22 protein-coding genes and 1 other RNA gene are annotated in these 22,610 nt (G+C 64.9%); 17 read left to right on the top strand and 6 right to left on the bottom strand.

The annotated features are described in order from the left end of the window. Position 1 precedes the first annotated feature (1 nt). The 3 genes from RD110_RS07865 to RD110_RS07855 are packed head-to-tail and all read left to right on the top strand — an operon-like array spanning position 2 to position 1,643. The gene (locus RD110_RS07865; protein ID WP_204250040.1) at positions 2-271 is read left to right on the top strand and encodes a helix-turn-helix transcriptional regulator; all 270 of its coding nucleotides are present in this window, start codon (positions 2-4) and stop codon (positions 269-271) included. Beyond that, positions 268-489, top strand: coding sequence for a hypothetical protein (locus RD110_RS07860; RefSeq protein WP_076198282.1), 222 nt, complete (start codon positions 268-270; stop codon positions 487-489). The genes RD110_RS07865 and RD110_RS07860 overlap by 4 nt, the downstream gene beginning before the upstream one ends. After that, positions 441-1,643 carry a site-specific integrase gene (locus RD110_RS07855; RefSeq protein ID WP_076198280.1) on the top strand — a complete coding sequence of 401 codons (1,203 nt, stop codon included), beginning with the start codon at positions 441-443 and terminating at the stop codon, positions 1,641-1,643. Before RD110_RS07860 ends, RD110_RS07855 begins: the two co-directional genes overlap by 49 nt. Before the next feature lie 125 nt (positions 1,644-1,768). Here the strand turns inward: RD110_RS07855 and ssrA are convergent. The 4 genes from ssrA to ompA all read right to left on the bottom strand — a co-directional run bounded on the left by ssrA (position 1,769) and on the right by ompA (position 4,350). Next, positions 1,769-2,155, bottom strand: a transfer-messenger RNA (tmRNA) gene (gene ssrA, locus RD110_RS07850). A 45-nt stretch (positions 2,156-2,200) separates the two neighbouring features. Next, entirely contained in the window at positions 2,201-2,866 is a 666-nt protein-coding gene (locus RD110_RS07845; RefSeq protein ID WP_076198278.1) for an HAD-IA family hydrolase, read from the bottom strand. Next, a complete protein-coding gene (ubiG, locus tag RD110_RS07840) occupies positions 2,863-3,579 on the bottom strand; it encodes a bifunctional 2-polyprenyl-6-hydroxyphenol methylase/3-demethylubiquinol 3-O-methyltransferase UbiG (RefSeq protein ID WP_076204608.1) in 717 nt (238 codons plus the stop codon). The genes RD110_RS07845 and ubiG overlap by 4 nt, the downstream gene beginning before the upstream one ends. A 129-nt stretch (positions 3,580-3,708) precedes the next feature. After that, on the bottom strand, positions 3,709-4,350 hold the full coding sequence (ompA, locus tag RD110_RS07835) for an outer membrane protein OmpA (RefSeq protein WP_076198276.1): 642 nt from the start codon (positions 4,348-4,350) through the stop codon (positions 3,709-3,711). A 228-nt stretch (positions 4,351-4,578) separates the two neighbouring features. Here ompA and gyrA point away from each other — a divergent pair, with 228 nt between their 5' ends. The 11 genes from gyrA (at position 4,579) to rfaD (ending at position 18,529) form a co-directional block, all read left to right on the top strand. Then, on the top strand, positions 4,579-7,248 hold the full coding sequence (gene gyrA / locus RD110_RS07830; protein WP_076198274.1) for a DNA gyrase subunit A: 2,670 nt from the start codon (positions 4,579-4,581) through the stop codon (positions 7,246-7,248). 91 nt (positions 7,249-7,339) lie between these two features. Then, the gene (gene serC, locus RD110_RS07825; RefSeq protein WP_076198272.1) at positions 7,340-8,449 is read left to right on the top strand and encodes a 3-phosphoserine/phosphohydroxythreonine transaminase; all 1,110 of its coding nucleotides are present in this window, start codon (positions 7,340-7,342) and stop codon (positions 8,447-8,449) included. Between the two features lie 3 nt (positions 8,450-8,452). Further along, positions 8,453-9,571: a prephenate dehydratase gene (gene pheA / locus RD110_RS07820; protein ID WP_076198270.1), complete on the top strand. Its 1,119-nt coding sequence runs from the start codon at positions 8,453-8,455 to the stop codon at positions 9,569-9,571. A gap of 12 nt (positions 9,572-9,583) precedes the next feature. After that, entirely contained in the window at positions 9,584-10,462 is an 879-nt protein-coding gene (locus RD110_RS07815; RefSeq protein ID WP_076198268.1) for a prephenate dehydrogenase, read from the top strand. Between the two features lie 10 nt (positions 10,463-10,472). After that, positions 10,473-12,476, top strand: a complete 2,004-nt coding sequence (locus RD110_RS07810) for a bifunctional 3-phosphoshikimate 1-carboxyvinyltransferase/cytidylate kinase (protein ID WP_076198266.1) — start codon at positions 10,473-10,475, stop codon at positions 12,474-12,476. Between the two features lie 195 nt (positions 12,477-12,671). After that, a complete protein-coding gene (gene rpsA / locus RD110_RS07805) occupies positions 12,672-14,357 on the top strand; it encodes a 30S ribosomal protein S1 (protein ID WP_076198264.1) in 1,686 nt (561 codons plus the stop codon). A 170-nt stretch (positions 14,358-14,527) separates the two neighbouring features. Beyond that, on the top strand, positions 14,528-14,848 hold the full coding sequence (locus RD110_RS07800; RefSeq protein ID WP_076198262.1) for an integration host factor subunit beta: 321 nt from the start codon (positions 14,528-14,530) through the stop codon (positions 14,846-14,848). Positions 14,849-14,925: 77 nt separating this feature from the next. Next, positions 14,926-15,240 carry a LapA family protein gene (locus RD110_RS07795; protein ID WP_076204605.1) on the top strand — a complete coding sequence of 105 codons (315 nt, stop codon included), beginning with the start codon at positions 14,926-14,928 and terminating at the stop codon, positions 15,238-15,240. Continuing rightward, the gene (gene lapB / locus RD110_RS07790) at positions 15,230-16,387 is read left to right on the top strand and encodes a lipopolysaccharide assembly protein LapB (RefSeq protein ID WP_076198260.1); all 1,158 of its coding nucleotides are present in this window, start codon (positions 15,230-15,232) and stop codon (positions 16,385-16,387) included. Before RD110_RS07795 ends, lapB begins: the two co-directional genes overlap by 11 nt. A gap of 147 nt (positions 16,388-16,534) precedes the next feature. Continuing rightward, a complete protein-coding gene (gene rfaE1 / locus RD110_RS07785) occupies positions 16,535-17,482 on the top strand; it encodes a D-glycero-beta-D-manno-heptose-7-phosphate kinase (RefSeq protein WP_076198258.1) in 948 nt (315 codons plus the stop codon). A 12-nt stretch (positions 17,483-17,494) separates the two neighbouring features. Beyond that, positions 17,495-18,529 (top strand): ADP-glyceromanno-heptose 6-epimerase, encoded by a 1,035-nt coding sequence (rfaD, locus tag RD110_RS07780; protein ID WP_076198256.1) that lies wholly within the window; start codon positions 17,495-17,497, stop codon positions 18,527-18,529. A gap of 44 nt (positions 18,530-18,573) precedes the next feature. On the opposite strand, the gene ispH is transcribed toward rfaD, so the two are convergent. Both ispH and RD110_RS07770 read right to left on the bottom strand, forming a co-directional pair. After that, positions 18,574-19,515, bottom strand: coding sequence for a 4-hydroxy-3-methylbut-2-enyl diphosphate reductase (gene ispH, locus RD110_RS07775; RefSeq protein WP_076198254.1), 942 nt, complete (start codon positions 19,513-19,515; stop codon positions 18,574-18,576). Positions 19,516-19,601: 86 nt separating this feature from the next. Continuing rightward, a complete protein-coding gene (locus RD110_RS07770) occupies positions 19,602-20,066 on the bottom strand; it encodes an FKBP-type peptidyl-prolyl cis-trans isomerase (RefSeq protein ID WP_083686145.1) in 465 nt (154 codons plus the stop codon). A 142-nt stretch (positions 20,067-20,208) separates the two neighbouring features. On the opposite strand from RD110_RS07770, the gene radC reads away from it, so the two are divergent. From radC to RD110_RS07755, 3 genes are all read left to right on the top strand, one after another. After that, a complete protein-coding gene (gene radC / locus RD110_RS07765; protein WP_076198250.1) occupies positions 20,209-20,895 on the top strand; it encodes a RadC family protein in 687 nt (228 codons plus the stop codon). Next, positions 20,892-21,527, top strand: coding sequence for a Smr/MutS family protein (locus RD110_RS07760; protein WP_076198248.1), 636 nt, complete (start codon positions 20,892-20,894; stop codon positions 21,525-21,527). Before radC ends, RD110_RS07760 begins: the two co-directional genes overlap by 4 nt. A gap of 76 nt (positions 21,528-21,603) precedes the next feature. After that, a complete protein-coding gene (locus RD110_RS07755) occupies positions 21,604-22,569 on the top strand; it encodes a polysaccharide deacetylase family protein (protein ID WP_076198246.1) in 966 nt (321 codons plus the stop codon). The last annotated feature ends 41 nt before the right edge of the window (positions 22,570-22,610 follow it).

The raw sequence follows: 22,610 nt of genomic DNA, 5'->3' as shown, positions 1-22,610 counted from the left end.
CATGACCAGCAACATCGAACAGGCCAGGTCCCTGATCCGCCAAGCCCTGATGCTGCTCGGCGAAGGTCCCGGCAGCGAGGCACCAGCCCCGGACCGGCTGATCCGTCTGCCCGAGGTGATGGAGATCACCGGGTTGAAGAAGTCGACCATCTACAGGATGCTCAAGGACGGCGTGTTCCCTCCACCCGGCAAGCTGGGCACGAGGTTCACGACCTGGAAAGAAACCGCCATTCGGGCCTGGGTTGACGCCCGGGTCCCACACACACCATGACCAACGACCAACAATACCGCTGGGTAAAGCTCTCCCGGCATTGCGAAATGACCGGCGACACGCCGGATGCCGTCCACGCCCGCCGCCGAAAGCAGCAGTGGACCGACGGCGTACAGTGCAAGCTCGGCAAGGATGGCAACCTGTACGTGAACCCGGAGGAATGGAACAAATGGGTGGAGGGCAACCAGCCGGAAACATCGCATGTCCGCGTGGCATAAAGATCCGCGAGTTCAAGCACGAGCTGCGCATCCAGATCGCATTCAGCTTCCGCTCGGTCGAATGCCGTGAACTGCTGCCGCCCGGCCCGATCACCAAGACGGCCGTCACCCTGGCCAACGGGCTGCGCGCGGAGATCCTGCGCAAGATTTCGGAGGGGACTTTCGTCTACGGCGATTACTTCCCCAGCAGTCCGCGGGCCAAGACCTTCGGCGCCGATGGCGTGCGAATCACCGTCGGTAAGCGGCTGCAGAAGCAGCTGGAGGCCTACGAGCACCAGGTGGCCAACGGCACCATGTCGCCCAGCACGCTCGACGGCTACAGGAAGGCCATCCGCAGCGAACGCATGGCACACTGGACGGACAAGCCCCTTGCGGCCGTCACGCCCAGCGAGTTGCGCACGTGGGTCGCCAGCCTGGACGTCACGGCCAAGTTCGCCCGCAACCTGCTGACGCCGCTGCGCAGCGTATTCGAGGACGCGCTGAACGACGACCTGATCGAGTTCAACCCCTTCGACCGGATTGCCCTTACCAAGCTGCTGAAGCAGACCACCAAGGCCAGCGACTACGAGGTGGATCCGTTCACCGAGGACGAGCGCGAGGCCCTCATCTCCGCATGCCGACCGGACGAAGCGCCCATGGTACGGTTCTGGTTCGCCACCGGGCTACGTCCAGGCGAACTGATGGCGCTGCAGTGGCCCAAGATCGACTGGACGGAGAAGAAAGCGCGGATCGACCGCAACCAGGTGGCCGGCGTCGTGAAGGGACCGAAGACGGAAGCTGGCATCCGCGACATCGAACTCAGCACTGAAGCTATCGCTGCCCTCACCGCCCAGAAACCGATCACCTTCCTGGCCAACGCCCATGTCTGGGTCAACCCGGCCAGCGGCAAGGCCTGGACGACCGACGCCCAACTGCGCAAAACATTGTGGGTATCGCTATGCAAGCGGGCCGCGGTGCGGTACAGGAATCCGTACCAGGTACGCCACACCTGGGCTAGCAGCCAGATCACCGCGGGGGTCAATCCGTGGTTCGTTGCGGATCAACTCGGCCATGTGGACGTGCAACTGGTGTTCACCACCTACGGCAAGTTCATGCCGGCCGACTACCGCAAGCCGCGTGTAGCCGGGTTGAAAGTGGTGGCGAACAATGGTTAAGCGTGCGTTTCCGCGTGCGAATTTCGGTGCGAAATCCGTGCGAAACGGGGGCCAGTTTGGGGAGGTAAAAGCCGGTTTGGAAGGAAAAACGCCAATGGTCTCCCATTGGCGTTAGTCGTCTTTACTGGTGGAGCTGGGGGGATTTGAACCCCCGTCCGCAAGCCTTCTTCGAGCAGATCTACATGTTTAGCGGTCTGATTTGAGTCTTGCCACCTGTGTCGCGCAGTCGCACGCTACACAGGACGCCAGTACCCTATTGTCTCGCTCCAGACCAAGGTACCCGGTCCGGCGCCAGCCGATGTGAATAACCTTACAGCCTGGACTGATCGACTTGCGTCAAAAAGCCCTTGCCCAGCCCATCGGCCTGCTGTTGTAAGGCTCACTGGTTATTAAGCAGCGAGTGCGAAACGTTCGTCGTTTGCAGTTAGTTTGTTTGAATCTGTTTTACGAGCGCATTCAGCTCGACATGCACCACAGCGATTCCGAACCCACGTCGAAACCAGTGCAGCCCCAGGGTTTGCATTTTAGGCCATTTGCCCGGATCACAAGGGCTCGAGTCAGTTTAGCCAGTTTAATAAGGCCAGTGGCGTGTCGATGGACGCATGGGCGCCCCAGGCGGCCGGATCTGCCTTGTTCCCGAGATAGCCGTAGGTGGCGGCAATGGTGCCCATGCCGGCGGCGCGGCCGGCAATGATGTCGCGTTCATCGTCGCCGACGTAGAGGCAGCGCTCGGGCGCCAGGCCGATGCGCCGGGCCGCTTCGAACAGAGGCTCGGGGTGCGGCTTACTGTGCGGCGTGGTGTCGCCGCAGACCACGGTGCGGGCGGTGGCGAACAGCGGGATGGCACGGGTCAACGGCAGGGAGAAACGCTCGGCCTTGTTGGTGACCACGCCCCAGGGCAAGCCGCGGGCATCGAGCTGGGCGATGAGTTCGGCCACGCCATCGAAAGCGTGGGTGCGTTCGGTCATGCAGTTTTCGTAATTGACGAAGAACTCTTCGCGCATGGCCGGAAAATCCGGATGGTCCGGCTTCATGTCGAAAGCCAAGCCGAGCATGCCGCGCGCACCGGCACCGGCCATGTGCCGGTAGTGCGAGAGCGGTAGGGAATCCAGTCCGCGGTCTGTGCGCATGCGGTCGACGGCGGCGCCAAGATCGGGAGCACTGTCGATGAGGGTGCCGTCGAGGTCGAACAGAACGGCGTCGATGGGGCCGAAAGGACTCATGCTGCAGGCTTTCTGGTGGCAAACATGTAGTTGACGCTGGTGTCCGCGCTGAGCCAATAGCGGCGCGTGAGCGGGTTGTGCTCGAGGCCGCGGGTCTGCTGCAGCGCCAGGCCTGCCGCGCGTGCATAGAACGCAAGTTCACTCGGGCGGATCAGCTTGGCGTATTCATGCGTGCCGCGGGGCAACATGTTCAATACATATTCGGCACCGACGATGGCCAGCAGGAAAGCTTTGGCATTGCGGTTGATGGTGGAGAAGAACACCCAGCCGCCAGGCTTCACGAGATCGGCACAGGCTTGCACCACCGACGCCGGATCGGGCACGTGCTCCAACATCTCCATGCAGGTCACGATGTCGAAGCTGGCCGCTTGCTCGGCGGCAATGGCTTCGGCGCTGACTTCGCGGAATTGCAGGTTCGGTGTGCCGGCCTCCAGCGCGTGCAGTTGCGCGACCCGCAGTGCCTTGGTCGACAGGTCGATCCCAAGGACTTCAGCACCCTGGCGCGCCATCGCATCGGACAGGATGCCACCGCCACAGCCGATGTCGAGCACCTTCTGGCCAGCGAGCGGCGCGATGCCGTTGATCCAGTCCAGGCGCAACGGATTGATCTGGTGCAGCGGGCGGAATTCGCTGTCCGGGTCCCACCAGCGGTGCGCAAGTTCGGAGAATTTGGCCAGTTCGGCCGGGTCGGCATTCAGGGTCGGTTGCTGCATGTTGTCATTGTCCCGCAATCAGACGTACGGCCAGCGTCCGGACAAGAAAAAGCCCCGCGAGCGTGAGCAGGCGGGGCTGGCGAGCAGGCCGCAGCCTGCTCCAATCCATGAAAGGCGGATTGGCGGAAATCAGTTGGCGCGGGTGCCGACCACTTCGATTTCAACGCGACGGTTCTTGGCGCGGCCTTCAGCGGTCTTGTTGTCAGCCACTGGTTGCTTCTCGCCCTTGCCTTCGGTGTAGACGCGGTTCTTTTCGATGCCCTTGGACACCAGGTAAGCCTTGACGGCTTCGGAACGGCGGACCGACAGCTTCTGGTTGTAGGCATCGCTACCCACGGAGTCGGTGTGACCCACGGCGATGATGACTTCCAGGTTGATGCCCTTCACCTTGCTCACGAGGTCGTCCAGCTTGGCCTTGCCTTCTGGCTTCAGGACCGACTTGTCGAAGTCAAAGAACGCGTCAGCGGCGTAGGTGACCTTGGTCGCAGCGACGGCTGGTGCGGCGGCGGCAGGAGCCGGGGCAGCAGGAGCCGGAGCAGCGGCAGGTGCCGGTGCAGCAGGAGCGGCGGTTGGAGCGACCAGCGCGCCATCGCAGCCAGGAGCAGCGGTTGCAGGCGTCCAGTTCGCATCGCGCCAGCACAGTTCGTTGGTGCCGTTCTTCCAGACCAGTTCGTTAGAACCGTTCTTCCAGTTATCAACGGTTTGTGCACCAGCGGCCGTTACCAACGCTGCGGAGGCAAACAACATCGCCACTTTGTTCAATTTCTTCATGGTTCTCCTCTTGGGGGGAAAAGGCGCAGCAGCGCTGCGAAACAGGACGCTCACAGTGACCACCACCGTGAACGTTCATTGAATTGTGCCACACGTAACTATGAAACCAAGGGTTAACGGGCGTTTGCATCGTAGGACGAAAGCCGATTTAAGCGCATGTGTTGCGGCGGTGCGACAGCCACTTGACCTTAAAATGAAACCCTCTCGCCGCATCACGTCCAATCGCTCATGACCCAGTTCGCCAAAGAAACCCTGCCCATCAGCCTTGAAGAGGAGATGCGGCGCAGCTACCTCGATTACGCGATGAGCGTGATCGTGGGCCGGGCATTGCCTGATGCACGCGATGGCCTGAAGCCGGTGCACCGCCGGGTGCTGTTCGCCATGCACGAACTGAACAACGACTGGAACCGCGCATACAAGAAGTCGGCGCGCATCGTGGGCGACGTGATCGGCAAGTACCACCCGCACGGCGACCAGTCGGTGTACGACACCATCGTGCGCATGGCGCAGGATTTCTCCATGCGCCACATGCTGGTCGATGGCCAGGGCAACTTCGGCTCGGTCGACGGCGACAACGCCGCGGCGATGCGGTATACCGAAATCCGCCTGGCCAAGATCGCGCATGAACTGCTGGCCGACCTCGACAAGGAAACCGTCGATTTCGGGCCGAACTACGACGGCAGCGAGAAGGAACCGCTGGTGCTGCCCACGCGGCTGCCTAATCTATTAGTGAACGGCTCGGGCGGCATCGCCGTGGGCATGGCCACCAACATTCCGCCGCACAACCTGAACGAGGTGGTCGACGCCTGCCTGCATCTGCTGCGCAACCCGGACGCTTCGGTCGACGACCTGATGGAAATCATTCCGGCGCCCGACTTCCCCACGGCCGGCATCATCTACGGCATCAACGGCGTGAAGGACGGCTACCGCACCGGCCGCGGCAAGGTGGTCATGCGCGCCAAGTGCCACTTCGAGGACATCGACCGCGGCCAGCGCCAGGCGATCATCGTCGACGAGCTGCCCTACCAGGTCAACAAGAAGACGCTGCAGGAGCGCATGGCCGAACTGGTGCACGAGAAGAAGATCGAGGGCATCAGCCACATCCAGGACGAGTCCGACAAGTCCGGCATGCGACTCGTGATCGAATTGAAGCGCGGCGAAGTGCCCGAGGTGGTGCTGAACAACCTCTACAAGCAGACGCAGCTGCAGGACACCTTCGGCATGAACATGGTGGCCCTGATCAACGGCCAGCCCAAGCTCTGCAACCTGAAGGACCTGGTCGAGGTGTTCCTCGAACACCGGCGCGAAGTGGTCACGCGGCGCACGGTGTTCAACCTGCGCAAGGCCCGCGAGCGCGGCCACGTGCTCGAAGGCCTGGCGGTGGCGCTGGCCAACATCGACGACTTCATCCGCATCATCCGCGAGTCGCCCACGCCGCCCGTGGCCAAGGTCGAACTCATGAACCGCCCCTGGGACAGCAAGCTCGTGCGCGAGATGCTCACCCGCACGCGGGCCGACGGCGGCATCGTCAACGCCGACGACTACCGGCCCGACGGCCTGGACCGGGCCTTCGGCATGGGCGCCGACGGCTTGTACCGCCTCTCCGACACGCAGGCGCAAGAGATTTTGCAGATGCGCCTGCAGCGCCTGACCGGCCTGGAGCAGGACAAGATCGTCGCCGAATACAAGGAGGTGATGGCCGAAATCGAGGACTTCCTCGACATCCTGGCCAAGCCCGAACGCGTGTCGGTCATCATCGGCGAGGAACTCACCGCCATCAAGACCGAATTCGGCCAGACCAAGCTCGGCGCGCGCCGCAGCCTGGTGGAGCACAGCTCGTTCGACCTGAGCACCGAAGACCTGATCACGCCGACGGACATGGTCGTCACGCTGTCACACAGCGGCTATATCAAGAGCCAGCCCTTGTCCGAATACCGTGCGCAGAAGCGCGGCGGCCGCGGCAAGCAGGCCACGGCGACGAAGGAAGACGACTGGGTCGACCAACTGTTCATCGCCAACACGCACGACTACCTGCTGTGCTTCTCCAACCGCGGCCGGCTCTACTGGCTGAAGGTGTGGGAAGCGCCGCAGGGCTCGCGCGGCTCGCGCGGCCGGCCCATCGTCAACATGTTTCCGCTGCAGGAAGGCGAGAAGATCAACGTCGTGCTCGCGCTCACCGGCGCCAACCGCACCTTCCCCGCCGACCACTATGTGTTCATGGCAACCAGCATGGGCACGGTGAAGAAGACCCCGCTGGAAGATTTCAGCAACCCGCGCAAGGCCGGCATCATTGCCGTCGACCTCGATCCGGGCGACTTCCTGATCGGCGCCGCCCTCACCGATGGCGAACACGACGTGATGCTGTTCTCCGACGGCGGCAAGGCCGTGCGCTTCGATGAAAACGACGTGCGCCCCATGGGTCGCAATGCCCGCGGCGTGCGCGGCATGATGCTCGAAGAAGGCCAGAGCGTGATCGCCATGCTGGTGGCCGAGGACGAAGCCCAGAGCGTGCTCACCGCCACGCTGAACGGCTACGGCAAACGCACCAGCATCACCGAATACACGCGCCACGGCCGCGGCACCAAGGGCATGATCGCGATCCAGCAGAGCGAGCGCAACGGCAAGGTCGTGGCCGCCACGCTGGTGCATGCGGACGACGAGATCATGCTGATCACCGACAAGGGCGTGCTGGTGCGCACCCGCGTCAGCGAGATCCGCGAACTCGGTCGCGCCACCCAGGGCGTCACCCTCATCGGGCTGGACGAAGGCTCCAAGCTCAGCGGTCTGCAGCGCATCGTGGAAAACGACGCGAACGTGCCTGCGGCAGATGCCGAATCCGGCGGCGGCGAAACGGCGGCCCCCGATACCGGCGAAGCCCCCGACGCGCCAGACGCCTGATCCGCCATCTCCGTAGCGCCTTGCTACTGATTCAATAGCTACCTGCGCCTATCCCACCTGCGCAGTAGGCACTTTTTACTGTGGACTTGAGATGAACCGACCGTACAACTTTTCCGCCGGTCCCGCGGCCATTCCCGAAGAGGTGCTGGCCACGGCCGCGAGCGAAATGCTCGACTGGCACGGCAGCGGCATGAGCGTGATGGAAATGAGCCACCGCGGCAAGGAATTCATCTCCATCTACGAAGAGGCGGAAGCCACCATCCGCGAACTGCTGGCCGTGCCGGGCCAGTTCAAGATCCTGTTCATGCAGGGCGGCGGCCTGGCCGAGAACGCCATCGTGCCGTTGAACCTGTCGCGCGGCGGCAGGGCGAACTTCGTGGTCACCGGCAGTTGGAGCCAGAAGTCGCAGAAGGAAGCGCAGAAGTATTGCGAGGTGCACATCGCCGCCAGCAACGCCTCGCCCGCCGGCCACACCAGCCTGCCCGATCCTGCCACCTGGTCGCTCGATGCCAAGGCCAGCTACACCCACATCTGCACCAACGAGACCATCGACGGCGTCGAATTCCAGACCCTGCCCGATCTCAAGGCGCTCGGCAGCGATGCGCCGCTGGTGATCGACTTCTCGTCCCATGTGGCTTCGCGGCCCGTGGATTGGTCCAAGGTCGGCCTGGCCTTCGGTGGCGCGCAGAAGAACCTCGGCCCGGCCGGCTTGACCATGGTCGTGGTGCGCGAAGACCTGCTCGGCCATGCCATGGCCGTCTGCCCCAGCGCCTTCAACTACAAGACCGTGGCCGACAACGAGTCGATGTTCAACACGCCGCCGACCTACGCCATCTACATCGCCGGCCTGACCTTCCAGTGGCTCAAGCGCCAGAGTGAGGCCGGCCTGACCGGCATCGCCGCCATGGAGCACCGCAACATCGCCAAGGCCAGGTTGCTGTACGAGGCCATCGACGGCTCGCAGCTTTACTTCAACAAGGTCGACGCGGCCTGCCGTTCGCGCATGAACGTCCCGTTCTTCCTGCGTGACGAGCGCCGCAACGACGCCTTCCTCGCCGGCGCCAAGGCGCGCGGCCTGCTGCAGCTCAAGGGCCACAAGTCGGTGGGCGGCATGCGCGCCAGCATCTACAACGCCATGCCGCTGGCCGGCGTGCAGGCGCTGGTGGACTACATGCGAGAATTTGAGACGAAACAAGCCTGAGCCATGTCCGAACCACATTCCTCGTCCGAACCCACCAAAGACATGCCGAACCTGGCCGACCTGCGCGTGCAGATCGACGCCATCGACCAGGAACTGCTGTCCCTGCTGAACCGGCGCGCCCATGTGGCCGAACAGGTCGGCGAAGTCAAGAAACGCGAAGGCACGCCCTTCTTCCGGCCCGACCGCGTGGCCCAGGTGATCGAGAAGATCCAGACGCGCAACCCCGGTCCGCTGAAGGACCAGCACGTGACCAACATCTGGCGCGAGATCATGTCGGCCTGCCTGGCGCTGGAGGCGCCTCAGCGCGTGGCCGTGCTCGGCCCGGTGGGCACCTTCACCGAGCAGGCGGCGCTCGAATACTTCGGCAACGCCGTGGAGATGGTCTACTGCGCCAGCTTCGACGAAGTGTTCCACGCCACGGCGTCGGGCGCGGCGCAGTATGGCGTGGTCGGCGTCGAGAACTCGACCGAAGGCGTGGTGGCGCGCACGCTCGACCTGTTCCTGCACTCGCCGTTGCATGTGGTCGGCGAGGTGAGCCTTTTGATCCGCCACAACCTGCTGCGCCAGAGCGATTCGCTCGAGGGCATCGAGGTCGTGCTGGCCCATCCCCAGGCGCTCGCCCAGTGCCAGACCTGGCTGAGCCGCCACCTGCCGCACGCGGAGCGCCGCGCCGTGTCGAGCAACGCCGAAGGCGCCCGCCTGGCGACCACCAACCCGGCCTGGGCCGGCCTGGCCAGCGAGCATGCCGCGGCCCAGTTCAACCTGCACATCGCCGCCCACGCGGTGCAGGACGAAGCCTATAACCGCACGCGCTTCGCCGTGATCTGCCTGCCGCAGACCCTGGCCGCGCCGCCGGCCACGGGCAAGGATTGCACCAGCCTCGTGGTCTCGGTGCCGAACGTGCCCGGCGCCATGCACGACCTGCTGATGCCGCTCAAGCGGCATGGCGTGTCCATGACGCGCTTCGAATCACGACCGGCGCGCACCGGCCAGTGGGACTACTTCTTCTACATCGACCTCGACGGCCATCCGAGCCAGCCCAACGTCGGCCAGGCACTCGATGAACTGAGCAAGATCTGCGCGTTCTACAAGGTGCTGGGTACCTATCCCGTCAGTTCATGAAAGCCATGCCAGATGTTTGAACAACTCGGCCTGATCGGCTGCGGCCTGATGGGCGGCTCGTTCGCCTTGGCGTTGAAACGAGCCGGCCTAGTCAAACGGGTGGTCGGCTACAGCAAGTCGCCCTCCACCACCAGCCAGGCGCGCCAGTTGGGGGTGATCGACGTGGAAGCGCCATCGGCGCTGCTGGCGGTCGCCGGCGCCGACATCGTGCTGCTGGCCGTGCCGGTGTCCGCCACCGAGGCCACCTTCAAGTCGATCAAGCACCTGATCACGCCGCAGACCCTGGTGATGGACGTGGGCTCGACCAAGCGCGATGTGGTGGACGCGGCGCGGCGCGCACTGCGCGAACAGGTCGGCTCCTTCGTGCCCGCGCACCCGATCACGGGCAAGGAAGTGTCGGGCGTGGAGCATGCCGACCCCGACCTCTACATCGGCAAACACGTGATCCTCACCCCCATCGAACGCACCATGCCGCGCCAGATCCAGCAGGCCACGGAAGTGTGGACGGCGCTGGGCTGCAACGTGGTGCAGATGACGCCCGAGTCGCACGACGCGGCGTTTGCCGCGGTGAGCCACCTGCCCCACCTGATCGCCTTCGCCATGATGCAAAGCCTGCTGACCCAGCCCAATGGCGCGGAATACCTGCGCCTGGCCGGCCCGGGCTTTCGCGATTTCACGCGCATCGCGGCCAGCGATCCGCACATGTGGCGCGACATCCTGGTGGCCAACCGCGAGGAGCTGCTGACCCAGACGCAACACTTCCGGCGCGCGTTGGAGCACCTGGAACAACTCATCGACAGACAGGACGGCGACGCGCTCGAAGACCTGATCGCCCAAGCCAGCGACGCCCGCGCCGACTGGCGCATGGTGTCCTTCAAACCCCAGAAATAGTGCCCGCCTGATGTTCTCCACCGCTTTCCTCGATCTCCCGCCACTGGAGGGTGCCGGCGGCACGGTGCTGCTGCCCGGCTCCAAGAGCATCTCCAACCGCGTGCTGCTGCTGGCGGCCCTGAGCGGCGGCACCACCACCGTGCACGACCTGCTCGACTCCGACGACACGCGCGTGATGCTCGCGGCGCTGCGCCAGCTCGGCTGCGGCGTCGCGCAGCAGGGCTCGACCGTGGAGATCACCGGCCTCGACGGCCAGCTCAAGGTCACGCAGGCCGACCTGTTCATGGGCAACGCGGGCACGGCGATCCGCCCGCTGACCGCCGCGCTGGCCGTGCTCGGCGGCGACTTCACACTGCATGGCGTGCCGCGCATGCACGAGCGCCCGATCGGCGACCTGGTCGATGCCCTGCGCCAGCTCGGCTGCCTGGTGGCCTACACGGGCAATCCCGGTTATCCGCCGCTGCGTCTGGGCGGCCAGGGTGCGCCACCCCGACTGCACCTGGACGCCCCGATCCGCGTGCGCGGCGACGTGTCGAGCCAGTTTCTCACCGCGCTGTTGATGGCCCTGCCCCTGGTGGCCAGGCAGGACGTCGTCATCGAAGTCGTGGGCGAACTCATCTCCAAGCCCTACATCGAGATCACGCTGAACCTGCTGGCGCGCTTCGGGATCACGGTCGCGCGCGAGGGCTGGCAGCGTTTCACGATCCCCGCCGGCAGCCGCTACCGGTCACCGGGCGAGATCCATGTCGAGGCCGACGCCTCTTCCGCTAGCTATTTCATAGCACTCGGCGCAATTGCGACGGGCGACAGCGGCACAATTCGCATCGAAGGCGTGGGCGAGGCGTCGATCCAGGGCGACATCCGTTTCGTCGAGGCCGCACGCCTCATGGGCGCGCAGGTCGCCGGCGGGCCGAACTGGCTCGAAATCCGCCGCGGCACCTGGCCGCTCAAGGCCATCGACCTCGACTGCAACCACATTCCCGACGCGGCCATGACGCTGGCGGTGATGGCGCTGTATGCCGACGGCCCGACGACCCTGCGCAACATCGCCAGTTGGCGCGTGAAGGAAACGGACCGCATCGCCGCCATGGCCACCGAAATGCGCAAACTCGGCGCCACGGTGGAAGAAGGCGCGGACTTCATCCGCGTGCAGCCGCTGGCGAATCCAGCGGATTGGCGCGCTGCGAGCATCCACACCTACGACGACCATCGGGTTGCCATGTGTTTCTCGCTCGCCGCCTTCAATCCGGCCGGCCTGCCGGTGCGCGTCGAAGATCCGAAATGCGTCGCCAAGACCTTCCCCGACTATTTCGAAACCCTGCTCTCGGTGTCGCACACGGCGACCCGGCACATCCCGGTGATCTGCGTCGACGGCCCCACCGCCTCCGGCAAGGGCACGGTGGCGGTGGCGGTCGCGGCGCGACTGGGCTACCACTTCCTCGATTCCGGCGCGATGTACCGCGTCACCGCCCTGGCCGCGTCGCGCGCCGGCCTGGCCATCGACACGGCGCATGAAGCCGCCATCGCCACGCTGGCGCAGACGCTGCCGGTGCGCTTCGAAGGCGGCAAGGTGTGGCTGGCCGGCGACGACGTGACCGAGCAGATCCGCACCGAGGAAGCCGGCATGAACGCCTCCAGGGTGTCGGCATTACCGAGCGTGCGCACCGCGCTGGTGGCCCTGCAGCACAGCTTCCGGCGCCTGCCCGGCCTGGTGGCCGACGGGCGCGACATGGGCACGGTGATCTTCCCGCAGGCCTCGCTCAAGGTGTATCTCACGGCCAGCGCCGCCTGCCGCGCCGAACGCCGGCATAAGCAGTTGATTTCAAAGGGGATTTCAACTACAATCGACAGTCTTCGCGCAGACCTGGAAGCGCGGGATGCCCGGGACTCGTCCCGCAGCGTCTCGCCTCTGAAGCCCGCGCAGGATGCCTTGCTGCTCGACAACTCCGAGATCTCGATTACCCAATCGGTCGATCAGGTGCTGGCGTGGTGGGAAGGCCGGCAGCCTTTCTGAGGTTGCCAAAACCCTGGCCCATTCCGTTGGTTCCGCGCTGCAGGCCGTGTCCTCGAACATGTGCCGCACGCGGTCTGGCGGTCTGGTTTTCAACCCTGCAACCCCGCGGTCTCAAACACCGCAAACCGCCACGACAGCCATAAAAACGGTCGCAATCCCGCGCCCGGAAACCTGCTCAGTGGATTAGGAAACTCAATGTCAGAATCTTTTGCCGACCTTTTCGCCGAATCGGAACAACGTACTGAAACCCGTATCGGTGAAGTCGTCACCGCCGAAGTCGTCCGTATCGAACACAACTTCGTCGTCGTCAACGCAGGCCTCAAGTCCGAAGCCTACGTGCCGCTCGAAGAATTCAAGACCGACAAGGGCGAAGTCGAAGTCCAAGTGGGCGAATTCATCTCGGTGGCCATCGTCGCCATCGAAAACGGCTACGGCGACACCATCGTCAGCCGCGACACCGCCAAGCGCCTGGCTTCCTGGATGTCCCTGGAGAAATCCCTGGAATCCGGCGAGTTCGTCACCGGCACCACCAGCGGCAAGGTCAAGGGCGGCCTGACCGTCCTGGTCAACGGCATCCGCGCCTTCCTGCCCGGCTCGCTGATCGACACCCGCCCCATCAAGGACTTGTCTCCCTATGAGAACAAGACCATGGAATTCAAGGTCATCAAGCTCGACCGCAAGCGCAACAACGTGGTGCTGAGCCGCCGCGCCGTTGTCGAAGCGTCGATGGGCGAAGAACGCGCCAAGCTGATGGAAACCCTGAAGGAAGGTTCCGTGGTGCACGGCGTGGTCAAGAACATCACCGAATACGGTGCGTTCGTGGACCTGGGCGGCATCGACGGCCTGCTGCACATCACCGACATGGCATGGCGTCGCGTGCGTCACCCGTCCGAAGTCGTGACGGCTGGCCAGGAAATCACCGCCAAGATCCTGAAGTTCGACACCGAGAAGAACCGTGTCTCGCTGGGTCTGAAGCAAATGGGCGACGATCCTTGGATGGGCGTGAACCGCCGTTATCCGCAAGGCACGCGCCTGTTCGGCAAGATCACGAACATCGCCGACTACGGTGCATTCGTCGAACTCGAACCCGGCATCGAAGGCCTGGTGCACGTCTCCGAAATGGACTGGACCAACAAGAACATCGCTCCCGCCAAGCTGGTCACGCTGGGTGAAGAAGTCGAAGTCATGGTCCTGGAAATCGACGAAGACAAGCGCCGCATCAGCCTGGGCATGAAGCAATGCAAGGCCAACCCATGGCAAGAGTTCGCGCAGGACACGAAGCGCGGCGACCGCGTCAAGGGTCCGATCAAGTCGATCACCGACTTCGGCGTGTTCGTCGGCCTGGCTGCCGGCATCGACGGCCTGGTCCACCTGTCCGACCTCTCGTGGAACGAACCCGGCGAAGCCGCGGTGCGCAACTACAAGAAGGGCCAGGAAGTGGAAGCCATCGTGTTGGCCGTCGACGTCGACCGCGAACGCATCTCGCTGGGCATCAAGCAGCTCGACTCCGATCCGTTCACGACCTTCGTGACGGTGAACGACAAGGGCCAGACGGTGACCGGCAAGGTCAAGACCGTCGACGCCCGTGGCGCCGAGATCGACCTGGGTGAAGACATCATCGGTTACCTGCGCGCTTCCGAAATCAGCCGCGACCGCGTCGAAGACGCGCGCAACGTGCTGAAGGAAGGCGACGAAGTCACCGCCGTGGTGGTCAACGTGGATCGCAAGACCCGCAACATCCAGCTGTCGATCAAGGCCAAGGATGCAGCCGACCAAAGCGAAGCGATGCAGTCGCTGAGCCAGCAATCCGCGCGTGAAAACGCCGGCACCACCAGCCTGGGTGCCCTGCTGCGCGCCAAGCTGGACAACAACAATAACTAAGTTGTTGAACGGTTGAGCTCAGGCCGATCCGACTTGCAAGGGCAAGAGGATTGGCCTGATTCACGACCGACGCATGTCCGCATGCGTTTTGATTTCCACCCGGCGCAGCATCCACCGGCCTTTCGATGCGCACCGGATGGAAATCAAAACGGAATGAACTCCCTCGCCCAATGACCCGATCCGACCTTGTTGAAGAGCTGGCCGCCCGTTTCAGCCAGCTGACCCACCGCGACGCGGAAGCCGCCGTCAAGACCATCCTGGACGCGGTCAGCGAAGCGCTGGTGCGCGGCCACCGCATCGAGATCCGCGGTTTCGGCAGCTTCTCGATCAACCGCCGGCCGCCGCGCATGGGACGCAACCCGCGCAGCGGCGAGGCCGTGGCCATTCCCGAAAAACGCGTGCCGCACTTCAAGCCCGGCAAGGCCCTGCGCGAAGCCGTCGACCAGCGCACGGCCGAACTCGAAAACAAGCCCATCTCCCGCCGCGCCTGAACCTGCCGCGCGGCGTTCTGGAGGCTCTGACGATTGAATAGAATGCCAGCCGATAGAGGGCCAAAATGAAAAATCTGATGTGGCTGCTTAAGTGGGTACTTAAAGCAGCCATTTTTTTTACCCTGTTCGCGTTCGCCCTGAACAACCAGCAGGATGCGACCGTGCATTTCTTTTTCGGCACGCAATGGCGCGCACCGATGGTGCTGCTGATCCTGAGCGCTTTCGCCGCCGGTCTGGCGCTGGGCATCCTCGGCATGGTGCCGCGCTGGTGGAAACACCGCGTGGTGGCGCGCAAGTCGCTGCAGCCCGCAACCCCGGTGCCACCGGCCTCGGCCGTGACCGCCGACGTGCCGCGCACCGAGCCTCTGACGGGCCCACCGCATGGACTTTGATCTCGGCTGGATCCTGCTCGGCCTGCCGATCACCTTCATCCTCGGCTGGCTGGCCTCGCGTTTCGATCTGCGCCAGCTCCGCGTGGAGAACCGGCAGGCGCCGAAGGCTTATTTCAAGGGCCTGAACTTCCTGCTCAACGAACAACAGGACCAGGCCATCGACGCCTTCATCGAGGCCGTGCAGAAAGATCCGGACACCTCGGAACTGCACTTCGCGCTCGGCAACCTGTTCCGCCGTCGCGGCGAATACGAACGCGCCGTGCGGGTGCATGAGCACCTGCTCTCGCGCGGCGACCTCAGCACGGTGGACCGCGACCGTTCGCAGCACGCACTGGCGCTCGACTTCCTGAAGGCCGGCCTGCTCGACCGCGCCGAGGCCGCGCTGCGCAAGCTCGAAGGCACGAAGTACGAAGCGCAGAGCCGCCTGGCGTTGCTGTCGATCTACGAACGTTCGCGCGACTGGCCCAAGGCTTCGGCCATCGCCAAGAAGCTCGAGGACGCGGGCCAGGGCAGCTTCAACGGGCGGCTCGCGCATTACCTGTGCGAGCAGGCCGCCGCCCTGGTCGCTTCGCGCCAGCCCGAAGCGGCCCTGCTGCTGTTGCAACAGGCCATCGCCACCGCGCCGCAGGCGCCGCGACCGCGCATCGACCTGGCGGCCCTGCAGCAACAGGCCGGCCAATTTGGCGAAGCCTTTGCCACGCTGCAGACGCTCGCCGAGACCGCACCGATCGCCATGCCGCTGATTGCGCCGATGATCGCGCGCGTCGGCACCGAGGCCGGCCGATCGGCAGAAGCACTCGCTTTGCTAGAAGCCAGCTACGCCCAGAGCCCGTCGCTCGACGTGCTCGAGGCCATCGTTTCGCTGCAGTCCGCCAACCCGGCCGAGGCCGCCGCTGCACGTTACCGCTATGTGCAGCATCTCGACCACGAGCAATCGCTGGTCGCTGCCGCACGCTGGATCGCCGGCGAGAAACTCGAACACGAAGAATTCCATCCCCAGGTGCAACGCGCGCTCGACCACGCCACCAAGCCGCTCACGCGTTACCGCTGTGCGGCCTGTGGCTTCGAGGCCAAGCAGCATTTCTGGCAATGCCCCGGCTGCCAGGCCTGGGACAGCTATCCCGCAAGAAGGGTCGAAGAACTGTAATATGGAACACCCCCAAGTCGCTCACTTCGTGTAGCTCTCCCCCCCTTGCAGGGGGCGACACCAGCGGCCTGGCAAAGCCAGTTCTGCGGTGCCTCTGGAATAGGTCAGATCCGTTCTACAGTGCACGCAGCGCGTTATAAAAACAAAATGACAACCTTTTCCAAACTGTCGCGCGCACAGATGACCCAGGCCCAAGTGCTGGTGGTCGGCGACGCCATGCTCGACCGCTACTGGTACGGCGCCGTGGACCGCATCAGCCCCGAGGCACCGGTGCCCGTGGTGCGGGTCACGCGCGAGGAAGAACGCATCGGCGGCGCGGCCAACGTGGCCTACAACATCGTCACGCTCGGCGCGCAGGCATCGCTCTTGACGGTGGTGGGCGACGACGATGCGAGCCACAAGCTCGAGGCCCTGGTCGCCAACACCGGCATCCGCACGCACTTCGGCCGCGATCCGCAGTTGCAGACCACGGTCAAGCTGCGTGTCATCGGCCGCCAGCAGCAACTGCTGCGCGTGGACTTCGAGAACACGCCCAAGAGCGAGATCCTGGCCACGCAGTCGGCCACCTTCGCCACCCTGCTGCCGACGCACCAGGCCGTGCTGTTTTCCGATTACGGCAAGGGCGGCCTGGCCCACGTGGGCGACATGATCGCGCTGGCGCACGCGAGCGGCAAGAAGATCCTGATCGACCCCAAGGGCAGCGACTATTCACGCTACAGCCGCGCCAGCCTGATCACGCCGAACCGCGCCGAGCTGCAGCAGGTGGTGGGCAGTTGGAGCAGTGAGGAAGAGTTGCGCAACAAGTCGCAGAACCTGCGCCAGCAATTGCAACTGGAAGCCCTGCTGGTCACGCGCAGCGAGGAAGGCATGACGCTTTACGACGAAGCCGGCGAACTGCACGTGAGCGCCCAAGCCCGCGAGGTGTTCGACGTCACCGGTGCCGGCGACACGGTGATCGCCACCATGGCCGCGCTGGTCGCAGCCGGCCTGAGCCTGCGCGAGGCCATGCCGCTCGCGAACCGCGCCGGTGGCGTGGTGGTGGGCAAGTTCGGCACGGCCACCGTCAGCTACGACGAACTGTTTTCCGCGCTTTAAAGAGGATTTCCCATGACCCGCATCGTTGTCACCGGCGCAGCCGGCTTCATCGGCAGCAACCTGGTGCGCGGCCTGAACGCGCGCGGCATCAACAACATCATCGCGGTCGACGATCTCACGCAGGGCGACAAATTCCGCAACCTGGTCGATCTGCAGATCGCCGACTACGTCGACCAGGACGTGTTCTACAGCCGCTTCGCGCAGGGCGTGTATGGCGACGTCGAGGCCGTGTTCCATGAAGGCGCGTGCAGCGACACCATGGAGAGCGACGGCAAGTACATGATGGACAACAACTACCGCGTGTCCTGCGACCTGTTCCAGGCCTGCCAGCACCGCGGCACGCGCCTGTTGTACGCCTCGTCCGCGGCCACTTATGGCGGCTCGACCAGCTTCATCGAGACGCAGGAATACGAACGCCCGCTCAACGTCTACGGCTATTCCAAGCTGCTGTTCGACCAGCGCATGCGCCTCGAATGCGGCGCCGACTTCGGCAGGCTGAAGAACCTCACCAACAACCAGGTGGTGGGCTTTCGTTACTTCAACGTCTACGGCCCGCGCGAGCAGCACAAGGGGCGCATGGCCAGCGTGGCCTTCCACCAGTTCAACCAGTTCAAGGCGGAAGGCCGGGTCAAGCTGTTTGGCGAATACGGCGGCTACGCCCAGGGCGGCCAGATGCGCGACTTCGTGTTCATCGACGACGTGGTGGCGGTGAACCTGTGGTTCTTCGACCATCCGGACCAATCGGGCATCTTCAACCTCGGCACCGGCCGCGCGCAGCCGTTCAACGACGTGGCGCATGCCGTCGTGAATACCCTGCGCGCCGAGGCCGGCCAGCCCGCGCTGAGCCTGGACGATGCGGTGACGCAAGGCCTGATCGAATACGTCGCCTTCCCGGATGCGCTGCGCGGCAAATACCAGTGCCACACCCAGGCCGACCTCACGGCCCTGCGCGCCACGGGTTGCGACCATGTGTTCGCCGATGTCCAGACCGGCGTCGCACGTTATGTGCAAAGCCTATCGCAGGACGGCTCGGCCGCTATCAAATAAATAGCTGACCGCGCAGACCCCGCCTGCGCCGCAGGCCTTTTTTCTTAAGAAGCCGGCACATCCATCCGCAAGCCCTTGGGCAGCGGAAACTTCACCGTCTCCTCGATGCCGTCCATCTTGCGCACGGCCACCGCGCCCAGGGCCTTGATGCGGTCGATCACCTGCTTCACCAAGACTTCGGGCGCCGACGCACCAGCGGTCAGGCCGACGCGGGTCTTGCCCTCGAACCAGGCGGGCTGCAACTCTTCGGCGCTGTCGACCATGAAGGCCGGCGTACCCAGTTTCTCGGCCAGTTCACGCAAGCGGTTGCTGTTGGAGCTGGTGGGGCTGCCGACCACGATGACGATGTCGACCTGCGGGCTCATGACCTTGATCGCGTCCTGCCGGTTCTGCGTGGCGTAGCAGATGTCCTGCTGCTTGGGTTCGCGGATCAGCGGGAACCGCGCCTTCACGGCGGCGGAGATTTCAGCCGCGTCGTCCACGCTCAGCGTGGTCTGCGTCACGACGGCCAGTTTGCTGGTTTGCGACGGCTGCACATGGGCCACGTCGGCCACGTCTTCCACCAGGTGGATGCCACTCTCGAGCTGGCCCATCGTGCCTTCGACCTCGGGATGGCCCTTGTGGCCGATCATGATGAACTCGAAGCCTTCCTTGTGCAGCTTGGCTACCTCGACATGCACCTTTGTCACCAACGGGCAGGTCGCGTCGAAGATCTGGAAGCCGCGCGCACGGGCTTCGTCCTGCACGGCCTTGCTCACGCCGTGGGCCGAGAACACCAGGGTCGCGCCCGGTGGCACATCGCTCAATTCCTCGATGAAGATCGCGCCCTTGTCCTTCAAATCGTTGACGACGTAGGTGTTGTGCACGATCTCGTGGCGCACGTAGATCGGCCGGCCGAATTTCGCCAGCGCGCGTTCGACGATCTCGATGGCCCGGTCAACGCCCGCGCAGAAGCCGCGCGGTTCGGCGAGGAGGATGACCCCCACGCTACCCGCTTCGCGTGGTTCGCTGCCCCCCGGGGGGGCCGATTTTTCTAGGGGCGGCCCGTCGAAAAATGTTTCCTCAGGACAGCTCATAGCACACCGATCAACAGCACTTCGAACGTCACCGGCTGGTCGGCCAGCGGGTGGTTGAAGTCAAACAACACGGCGTCCGATCCATCGGCCTTGCCGACCTGCTGCACCGCACCAGCGTACTGGCCCAGGCCGTCCGGCGTGGGGAACTGCACCACGTCGCCCACGCGGTAGGTCTCGTCGGGGTCGCCCAGCTGGTTGAGCAGCTTGCGCGCCACCCACTGCACCATGTCGGGCTTGCGTTCGCCGAAGGCCTCGCCCGCCGGGATCTCGAAGCTGGCGCGTGTGCCCTCTTCCAGCCCCAGCAGCCGCTGCTCGACGGCCGGCGACAGCTCTCCCGTGCCCAGCGACAGCGTGGCCGGCTTGCCTTCGAAGGTGTTGATGATGTCGCCCCCCGGCCCCGCCAGGCGGTAATGCAGGGTCAGGAAAGACCCGGGTTGGACGGTGGCGATGGTGGTGGACATAAAAACTCTCTGGGCCGCGCCCGATAGTGGCCGGGTCGGCATTTGGCGAATAAACTGGCCTCCATTGTAGAAAGTTAAGCGGCCAGCCCCCGCCAAGAACCATAAAACCCTGCATGCCCCGCCCGACCCTGCCGCCTCTGCAATGCCGCTCAAAGATTTGCCCCCCGATGCACAGCCGCGCGAGAAGCTGCTCGCGCGCGGCCCCGGCGCGCTCGTCGACGCGGAACTGCTGGCGCTGCTGCTGCGCACCGGCATCCAGGGCAAGGGCGTGTTGATGCTGGCCCAGGAACTGCTCGCGCCGCCGCCGCTGGGCTTCGGCGGCATCGCCGGGCTGCTGCACACCACGGCCGATGGCCTCAGGCGCATCAAGGGCCTGGGGCCGGCCAAGCGCGCCGAGATCGTGGCCGTGCTGGAGTTGTCGCGGCGCGCGCTGGCACAGCAGCTCCAGGAGCGCGAGGTGCTGACGGCGCCCGAAGCCGTGAAGCATTTCCTGCAGTTGCACCTGGCGGCCAAGGCGCACGAGGTGTTCGCGGTGATGTTCCTCGACGCGCAGCACCGGCTGCTGGCCATGGAGGAAATGTTCAAGGGCAGCCTGACCCAGACCAGCATCTACCCGCGCGAAGTCGTGCTGCGCGCCTTGCACCACCAGGCCGCGGCCGTGGTGCTGGCCCACAACCACCCCAGCGGCAGCGTGCAGCCCTCCAGGGCCGACGAATCCCTGACGCAGACGCTGAAGTCGGCGCTGGGCCTGGTCGATGTGCGGGTTCTGGACCATGTGATCGTCGGCCCCGGCGTGTCGTTGTCGATGGCCGAGAAGGGTTTGCTTTGAAGATCACCTCGCTGCAGGACCTGAAGAAGATCCAGAAGTCCATCCAGGAGACCGCCGCACGGCAGGCCGCCGAACGCGCCGCCCAGCTCGAGCGCGAACGCCGGCTCGCGGCGCAGAAGAACCTGTTCATGCTGGCCGTCGGCGCCGTCAACCCGCTGCCCGACCAGCGCAAGGCCGAACTCAGGAAGGCCCAGCCCGAGCCGGTGGCCACCCAGCTGCAGCGCGACGAACAGGCGGTGCTGGTCGAGGCGATCAGCGACGGCTTCGACGCCAGCAACCTGCTCGACACCGACGACGCGCTGAGTTATCGCCGCCAGGGCATCGGCGCCGACGTGACGCGCCGGCTGCGCAAGGGCGAATGGAGCATCCAGCGCCAGATCGACCTGCACGGCCTGCGCAGCGACGCCGCACGCGACGCCTTGTCGGGCTTCATCCGCGACGCGCAGAAGCACGGCATCCGCTGCGTGCGCGTGGTGCACGGCAAGGGCCTGAGCTCACCCGGCAAGACGCCGGTGCTCAAGGGCAAGGTGCGCAACTGGCTGGTGCAGAAGAACGAGGTGCTGGCCTTCGTGCAGGCCCGGCCGATCGACGGCGGCGCGGGTGCGCTGGTGGTGCTGCTCAAGCCCGGCTGAACCGCAGGGTCAACCGACCGGCGCGCTGCAACGTCATACACTCTGTCGGCGCTGGTGCAGCCGTCTCGCGAAAAACATGTTCAAAACCCTCCTGAAGCAACTCTCGCCCGCCGGTGAACGCGGCCGCCTGTCGATCCTGATCTTTCACCGCGTCCTGCCCGAACGCGACCCGATCTTCCCCGGCGAAGTCGATGCCGCCGCCTTCGACGCGATCTGCGGCTGGATGAAGGCCTGGTGCAACGTGTTGCCGCTGGACGTCGCAGTGCAGAAGCTGAAGGAACGCAGCCTGCCCGAGCGCGCCGCCGCCATCACCTTCGACGACGGTTATGCCGACAACCGCACCGTGGCCCTGCCGATCCTGGCCCGGCACGGCCTGACCTCCACCTTCTTCATCGCCACCGACTTCCTCGATGGCGGCCGCATGTGGAACGACACCGTGATCGAATCGGTGCGCCTGTGCCAGTCGCCGCAGCTCGACCTGACCCAACTCGCCAAGCGCGACGGCTCGGGCCACCTCGGCAGCCACACCATCGACACGCCCGAGGCCAAGCGCCAGGCCATCGAGCACATCATCGGCCAGATCAAATACCTGCCGGTGCTGGAGCGCCACCTGCTCACCGAGAAGATCGCCGATTGCGCGGCCGTGAAGCCGCCGGTGGACCTGATGATGACGTCGCAGCAGGTGCGCGAACTGCGCGACGCCGGCATGCAGATCGGGGCGCACACACGGTCGCACCCGATCCTGGCCAAGCTCGAAGCCGACGCTGCCTATGCCGAGATCGCGCAGAGCCAGCGCTTCCTGGAAAGTGTGCTCGGCGAACGCGTGGGCCTGTTCGCCTACCCCAACGGCAAGCCCGGCACCGACTACATCCCCGAGAGCGTGCGCATCGTGCGCGAACTCGGCTTCGACGCCGCCGTCTCCACCACCAAGGGCGCGGCCGATGCCGGCACCGACCTGTTCCAGATCCCGCGCTTCACGCCCTGGGATCGCAGCCGCCTCAAGTTCGGCGCACGCTTCGCGGACAACCTCTGGCGCGCCTGACAGGCCGCCGCATCGCCTGAACAGGCGTTGCACCCCGACGG

This window comes from Rhodoferax koreense (assembly GCF_001955695.1).
Lineage (GTDB): Bacteria > Pseudomonadota > Gammaproteobacteria > Burkholderiales > Burkholderiaceae_C > Rhodoferax_B > Rhodoferax_B koreensis.
This window is presented reverse-complemented; position numbering and strand designations above follow the sequence as displayed.

Coding starts and splice junctions, on each gene's coding strand:
- RD110_RS07865 (WP_204250040.1), top strand. CDS start 2: ATGACCAGCAACATCGAACAGGCCAGGTCCCTGATCCGCCAAGCCCTG.
- RD110_RS07860 (WP_076198282.1), top strand. CDS start 268: ATGACCAACGACCAACAATACCGCTGGGTAAAGCTCTCCCGGCATTGC.
- RD110_RS07855 (WP_076198280.1), top strand. CDS start 441: ATGGGTGGAGGGCAACCAGCCGGAAACATCGCATGTCCGCGTGGCATA.
- RD110_RS07845 (WP_076198278.1), bottom strand. CDS start 2,866: ATGAGTCCTTTCGGCCCCATCGACGCCGTTCTGTTCGACCTCGACGGC.
- ubiG (WP_076204608.1), bottom strand. CDS start 3,579: ATGCAGCAACCGACCCTGAATGCCGACCCGGCCGAACTGGCCAAATTC.
- ompA (WP_076198276.1), bottom strand. CDS start 4,350: ATGAAGAAATTGAACAAAGTGGCGATGTTGTTTGCCTCCGCAGCGTTG.
- gyrA (WP_076198274.1), top strand. CDS start 4,579: ATGACCCAGTTCGCCAAAGAAACCCTGCCCATCAGCCTTGAAGAGGAG.
- serC (WP_076198272.1), top strand. CDS start 7,340: ATGAACCGACCGTACAACTTTTCCGCCGGTCCCGCGGCCATTCCCGAA.
- pheA (WP_076198270.1), top strand. CDS start 8,453: ATGTCCGAACCACATTCCTCGTCCGAACCCACCAAAGACATGCCGAAC.
- RD110_RS07815 (WP_076198268.1), top strand. CDS start 9,584: ATGTTTGAACAACTCGGCCTGATCGGCTGCGGCCTGATGGGCGGCTCG.
- RD110_RS07810 (WP_076198266.1), top strand. CDS start 10,473: ATGTTCTCCACCGCTTTCCTCGATCTCCCGCCACTGGAGGGTGCCGGC.
- rpsA (WP_076198264.1), top strand. CDS start 12,672: ATGTCAGAATCTTTTGCCGACCTTTTCGCCGAATCGGAACAACGTACT.
- RD110_RS07800 (WP_076198262.1), top strand. CDS start 14,528: ATGACCCGATCCGACCTTGTTGAAGAGCTGGCCGCCCGTTTCAGCCAG.
- RD110_RS07795 (WP_076204605.1), top strand. CDS start 14,926: ATGTGGCTGCTTAAGTGGGTACTTAAAGCAGCCATTTTTTTTACCCTG.
- lapB (WP_076198260.1), top strand. CDS start 15,230: ATGGACTTTGATCTCGGCTGGATCCTGCTCGGCCTGCCGATCACCTTC.
- rfaE1 (WP_076198258.1), top strand. CDS start 16,535: ATGACAACCTTTTCCAAACTGTCGCGCGCACAGATGACCCAGGCCCAA.
- rfaD (WP_076198256.1), top strand. CDS start 17,495: ATGACCCGCATCGTTGTCACCGGCGCAGCCGGCTTCATCGGCAGCAAC.
- RD110_RS07770 (WP_083686145.1), bottom strand. CDS start 20,066: ATGTCCACCACCATCGCCACCGTCCAACCCGGGTCTTTCCTGACCCTG.
- radC (WP_076198250.1), top strand. CDS start 20,209: ATGCCGCTCAAAGATTTGCCCCCCGATGCACAGCCGCGCGAGAAGCTG.
- RD110_RS07755 (WP_076198246.1), top strand. CDS start 21,604: ATGTTCAAAACCCTCCTGAAGCAACTCTCGCCCGCCGGTGAACGCGGC.